The following is a 5,694-nucleotide window of genomic DNA, read 5'->3' on the forward strand; positions in this document are numbered from 1 at the left end:
CAGGTTGTCAGAACGGAGTTCCGGTTCGCTGTCCAAGGCCGAAGCCCCTCAAGCCGAAGGCATCATGCACGTCCCGCATCATTCCTCAAGCAATTGAACGAAGTAGAACTAAGGCCAACCGGGGACGGCCCGAATTCGCCCAGATCGCCTTCAAGGAAGGGCCTGAGCTGACCCGACGACAGAACCGCCGGCATCCGATCATGAACCGGCGCAATTTGCTCATTTGGCTCTGTCGTGATCATTGAGAAGCACTGCCCGTGCTCGTCGCTTTTTTCCCAAATGCCGGCGATCCAGAGCAGCGCGTCTTCCTGCGGGTCTAACCGCAGCGGGATCTTCCTGCCTCCTGGGCCTTCGGTCCACTCATAGAAGCAGGAGGCCGGAATGATGCAGCGACGCTCGGCGAATGCCTTTTTCCATGTCCGGCCGTCGAGCATGTCTTCTCGACTGTTGACGATCGTTCGCTTGGTCGGAGCTTTGCCCTTTGTGTTCGACGGGAGTGTTCGACGGAAGCCCCATGACATTATTGCCAGGCTTCCATCCGGCAGGAGCACAGGTGCAGGAAGAGTCGGCCTGATGAGCGATGGCTTGCCCAAGCGGAGCAATTCCGCAGTGGCCTTGGATTTGAGGAAGCTGGGGAATGATCCACCACGCCTGCCAACCTCGTAGGCGGTACACATGGGGGACCTTTCTCGGAGGGCGAATCATCCTTTCCGGCTCGATGCCGACAGGAGCCCTTGCAGGGCAGGGATTTCACCCGGGATTGCCGAGTTCTGTGGCACTGCTGACGAAGGGGTAGCAGCAAAACTGGGACATTTCTCAGAAAATAAGGTCAGAGAACGGGCAGGAGATTGCCAAAAGACAATGCCAAATCTTCATAAGATATTGGGAGTAATGGTACACGGGGACGGGATCGAACCGCCGACCGACCGGGTGTAAACCGGTTGCTCTACCGCTGAGCTACCCGTGCAGGGAAATCGTGGAAGACGGCCGGGAGGAAAGCGGGTTGAGCGCGGGCTGGCAAGTCTGGGATCGGATTTTGATCTGAGAGCGGGGCGACGCTGGTGGAAGCGTGGTGGGGGGGATCGCCAGGGGGGGAAAGGGCGTAGTTTCGGGGTCTAACGGAAGGAATTCCCTCCGTTCTTGCCGACTGGCATGCAAGTTGCCAGCCTGCGCGGCAAGATGTCCGCCCGTTTGTTTTCCCGTCCGTTTCGTTGGTTCGCTGTTTGGGCGGCCTTTTTTCTGAGTTTGGCTCCGGCGTTTGCGCAGGAGGCGGAGAAGTCGATGGATCAAAAAATCGACGAGGCGTTCGGGAAGGCGACGGGGCCGTTTGTGAGTTGGATTTTCAAGACGATCCCGATTCAGGGTTATGATGTTTTGTGGGTGGTGCTGTGGCTGGCGGCTGCGGGAGTGGTGATGACGTTGGCGTTCAATTTCATCAATATTCGGGCGTTTCCGCTGGCGGTGCGGACGGTTCGGGGAAGGTACAGCCGGAGTGATGATCCGGGTGAAGTGACGCACTTTCAGGCGTTGACGGCGGCAGTTTCGGGCACGGTGGGTCTGGGAAACATTGCGGGGGTGGCCATTGGGATCAGCATTGCCGGCCCGGGGGTGGCATTTTGGTTGTTCCTGAGTGGTTTCCTTGGCATGGCGACGAAGTTCGCGGAGTGCACGCTGGGGGTGAAGTACCGGGAGATCGATTCGGAAGGGCGGATTCACGGTGGCGGGATGCAGTATCTGCGAAAGGGATTTGCGGAGTTGGGCATGAAGCCGGTTGGACAGATTTTGGCGGTGATGTTCGCGATTTTCTGCGTGTTTGCGTCGTTTGGTGGCGGGAATGTGTTCCAGATCAATCAGGCGACGGCGCAATTGATCAATGTGACGGGTGGGGCTGAGGGGAGCTTTTTTGCGGAGCGGCAGTGGGTGTTCGGGCTGATCGTGGCGGTTTTGACGGCTTTGGTGATCATTGGGGGGATTCAGAGCATTGCGAAGGTGACGTCGAAATTGGTGCCATTGATGTGTTTGGTGTATGTGGTCAGTGCTTTGATTGTGTTGGGGGTGAATGCTTCGCACATTCCGGCGGCGATTGGTGAGATTGTTTCGGAGGCGTTCAAGCCGCGGGCGGCGGTGACGGGGGGGATTCTGGCAGCGTTTGTGTGGGGGATGCGGCGGGCCACGTTTTCGAATGAGGCAGGGATCGGTTCGGCGCCGATTGCTCACTCGGCGGCGAAGACGCGGATGCCGGCGAGTGAAGGGGTGGTGGCGTTGTTGGAGCCTTTCATTGATACGGTGATCGTGTGCACGATGACTTCGCTGGTGTTGGTGACGACGATGTATTTCGATGGGGATGCGGGCACGTTTTCGGTGAATGGTCAGAGCTATGAGTTGGGTGCTGCGACGAATTCGGCGACTTCGTTCGGGATTGGGATCACTTCGGCGGCATTTGAGACGGTGCACGATGCTTTCCGTTATGTGCTGTTCGCGTGCGTGACGTTGTTTGCGTTTTCGACTTTGATCACCTGGAGTTACTACGGGCTGCAGGCTTGGCAGTTCCTGTTCGGAACGAAGAAGGTGGCAGACCTGATTTATAAGTTGATTTTTTGTGCGATCATCATTGCAGGGGCTTCGGCGTCGATGGGCAGTGCGGTGGATTTTTCGGACGCATCGTTGTTTGCGATGAGTATCCCGAACTTGATTGGGGTGTATTTCTTGTTGCCGGTGGTGCGTAGGGAGTTGTCGAAGTTCACCCGGTTTACGCGCTTGATTGACCAAGGGAAATCGCTCGACGAGGCCGAGCGGGAGGTGGAAGCGGGCGGACGCTGAGGCGGAAGGGCGAGTGCTCAGGTAAAATTTTCGAATTTTTCGGGAACGTTCCGGTCGCGCTGGGAAATGCCATGGGAGGAGGGCCGCAGGGTCTCTCCGCTACCCAGGCCCATGCAAAGGATTCCCGTTGTCGATGAAGTTGAAAGTTCCGGTGAGAAGCGCGCCGCAGATTTCGTCTGTGAGTTGTTGCAGGTTCAGCCGGAGCTGAGGTCGTTCATCGGGCACCTGTTGCCGGCGGTGGATGCCCGTGCGGACGTGCTGCAGGAGGTGAATTTGGTGTTGTGGAAGAAGCGGGACGATTTCGAGCCGGGGACGAGTTTCCGCAACTGGGCGTATACCTGTGCGCGGTATGTGGTGATGAATAGCCAGAAGCGGGCGCGGCGGGACAAGCGACTGGTGTTTGGGGATGAGTTGCTGGAGCGATTGGCGGAGGAGTTTGAGGAAGCGGATCCCCGGATCGAGGAGCGATTGCCGGCCTTGCGGCGGTGCCTTGAGCGGGTGCCGGAGGAGGATCGGACGCTGCTATTGGAGCGCTATGCGCAGCATGGTGCTGTGAAGGAGCGAGCGGATCGCAGTGGGCGCAGTGCGGCCTCGTTGAGGGCGATGTTGTTTCGGCTACGGATCGCATTGCGGAGGTGCATCGAATCGGAACTTCGGACCAGTCCCTTTTCGCAATGACGCGGCGACGGTTTGAGATGTTGGTGCAGGCGGAGCTGGACGGGACGTGCAGTGAGGCGGAATTGCGCGAGTTGGAGGCCGAGTTGTTGACTTCGGCGGAGCGTCGGCGGTTGTTTCGAGAGTCGCATCTGCTCCAGGAAATGCTGGAGCTTGAGTCGACGGGTGGACCCATGGCGAAGCGACCGCAGGTGATCCCGATTGATCGGATTCTGCGGGAGCAGTCGCGCAAGGAACTGCGAGTGGCCGTGGTGGCGGCGGTGGCCGTTTTGGCTTTGGTGGCGGTGTTGCTCCAGGTGATTCATTTGCGCTCGCAGCCTGCGATGTTGACGGTGACGGCGGCGCCGGGAAGCCGGTATGCGATCACTGGAGCGGACGGGGCTCCGCGCCAGGGATCAACGTTTTTGCCGGGATCGACGATCGATCTGGCGGAGGGCACGTTGTTGTTGGAGCTGGGAAATGGGGTGCGGGGGATTTTGCAGGCACCATCGGTGGTGGATTTTGAGAGTCTTTCCCGGCTGCGGATGGTGGAAGGACGGGGGCGCTTTCAGGTGCCGTATGATGCCCGCGGATTCACGGTGCGGGGTGGGAGCTGGGAGGCGGTTGATTTGGGCACGGATTTTGGGGTGCTGGATCAGCCGGAGAAGGAACCTCAGGTGCATGTGTTCCAGGGGCGGGTGCAGGTGCGGGCATTGACGGGTGTGCGGGAGTCCACGGTGGTGGAGGGAGGGGGAGCGCGGAGGATCACGCCGGCGGGTCGGCTGGCAGAGACGGATGCGGAGCCGGGATGGTTCTATGAATCGCTGCCGAAGGACTTGCCTTATGTGCATTTGGATTTTGAGCCGGATGGGGACGGACGCTTGCATGCCCAAGGGACGGCATCGGTGGCAGCGAGTATGGCAGTGAAGGCGGTGCGCAAGGGGCCGGCGTGGGTGCCAGGACCGTGGGGAACTGCGGCGCGATTCGAGGGGAGAGCGACGCCGGTGCGGACGGACTGGGCCGGGATCGAAGGGGTGGCACCACGGACGCTCGCGGCGTGGATTCGGTTGAATGAAAAAGCGCCATGGCAGCAATTCCAGTCCATCGTCGGGTGGGGGGATCCTACGGTGGGCTTGGCCGGAAAGTGCGAGTTGTTGGTGTTGCAGCCGAACGAGGCTCATGCCGCCGTCGTGCGGTTGTCGTTGGACCAGTATTTGTTCACCGGCAGTACTGATTTGGCGGACGGCCGGTGGCACCATGTCGCGGCGAGTTTTCGTCCGCATGGGGATGATCCGGACCGAGTGATCGTGCACTTGTATGTCGATGGTCGCGAGGAGCCGCTGGATCGATCTTTGTCGGCGTTGAATCCGCGGCGGGTGCGTGGACCCCGGACTCGGGTGCGTGGGGAGAAATCGATGCCTCTTGTGGTGGGCTATACGGATCGGCCATCGCGGACGCGGGGATTTCGCGGAGAGATTGACGAGGTCTTTGTGTTTGAGGCGGCGTTGCCGTTGGAGCGGATTCAGCAGTTGCGGGGTGTGCCACCCGAGGAGACAAAGTAAGGTTTCAGCCGAACCTTTTGGATTGGGGTGACATGCAGAGAAGGACGCGGCGACCCGGCCGCGGACTTTTTCAAACCCGATTCATCCATGAGAAAACTTCTCGCCAGCTTCGCGCTGGCCATCAGTGCCAGCATTGCGGCGGCAGCTCCCCCGAACATTCTTTTCATCTTTATCGACGACATCGGTTGGGGCGATATGTCGTGCTACGGCAGCCCGGTGCTTGATAAGCAGGGCGGACCGATCACGCCGCACCTTGACCAGTTGGCAGGAGAGGGAATCCGGTTCACGCAGGGGTACGTGGCATCACCGATTTGTTCTCCATCGCGGGTGGGCGTGTTGACGGGAATGCACCCGTGTCGTCACGGGATCATGAGTTATCTCGACAATCATGCGGCGAATCAGAACCGGAAGATGAATGATTGGCTGCAGCCGGACGTGAGCACGGCTGCTCGACTTTTCCGCGATGCGGGCTATGCGACGGGGCAGTTCGGGAAATGGCACATGGGTGGCGGTCGCGACGTGAACGATGCCCCGTTTCCGCAGGAGTATGGGTTTGAATCGTCGCTAGTGCATCGTCCGAAAAGTAGCAGGCATATCAGGTGATGCCAGCGTCTTGGGCGAGCTTGGTTAGTTGGATGATCCGGCTGAGCTTCTTCGG

General features: G+C 59.6%; 5 protein-coding genes and 1 tRNA gene. 4 read left to right on the plus strand and 2 right to left on the minus strand.

Annotated features, from left to right (window positions below):
* Positions 1–62 precede the first annotated feature (62 nt).
* Both HNR46_RS20080 and HNR46_RS20085 read right to left on the minus strand, forming a co-directional pair.
* Entirely contained in the window at positions 63–677 is a 615-nt protein-coding gene (locus tag HNR46_RS20080) for an SOS response-associated peptidase (RefSeq protein WP_184022428.1), read from the minus strand.
* A gap of 215 nt (positions 678–892) precedes the next feature.
* Positions 893–967: transfer RNA gene (locus HNR46_RS20085), tRNA-Val, on the minus strand.
* Between the two features lie 185 nt (positions 968–1,152).
* On the opposite strand from HNR46_RS20085, the gene HNR46_RS20090 reads away from it, so the two are divergent.
* The 4 genes from HNR46_RS20090 (at position 1,153) to HNR46_RS20105 (ending at position 5,639) form a co-directional block, all read left to right on the plus strand.
* Complete coding sequence (locus HNR46_RS20090) at positions 1,153–2,820, plus strand: alanine/glycine:cation symporter family protein (RefSeq protein WP_221285307.1); 1,668 nt, start codon at positions 1,153–1,155, stop codon at positions 2,818–2,820.
* A gap of 111 nt (positions 2,821–2,931) precedes the next feature.
* Positions 2,932–3,498: a sigma-70 family RNA polymerase sigma factor gene (locus tag HNR46_RS20095; RefSeq protein WP_184022429.1), complete on the plus strand. Its 567-nt coding sequence runs from the start codon at positions 2,932–2,934 to the stop codon at positions 3,496–3,498.
* Complete coding sequence (locus HNR46_RS20100; protein WP_184022431.1) at positions 3,495–5,036, plus strand: LamG-like jellyroll fold domain-containing protein; 1,542 nt, start codon at positions 3,495–3,497, stop codon at positions 5,034–5,036. Before HNR46_RS20095 ends, HNR46_RS20100 begins: the two co-directional genes overlap by 4 nt.
* Before the next feature lie 87 nt (positions 5,037–5,123).
* Positions 5,124–5,639, plus strand: coding sequence for a sulfatase-like hydrolase/transferase (locus HNR46_RS20105; RefSeq protein ID WP_184022434.1), 516 nt, complete (start codon positions 5,124–5,126; stop codon positions 5,637–5,639).
* Positions 5,640–5,694 lie beyond the last annotated feature (55 nt).

The organism is Haloferula luteola (genome assembly GCF_014201715.1).
Taxonomy (GTDB): domain Bacteria; phylum Verrucomicrobiota; class Verrucomicrobiia; order Verrucomicrobiales; family Akkermansiaceae; genus Haloferula; species Haloferula luteola.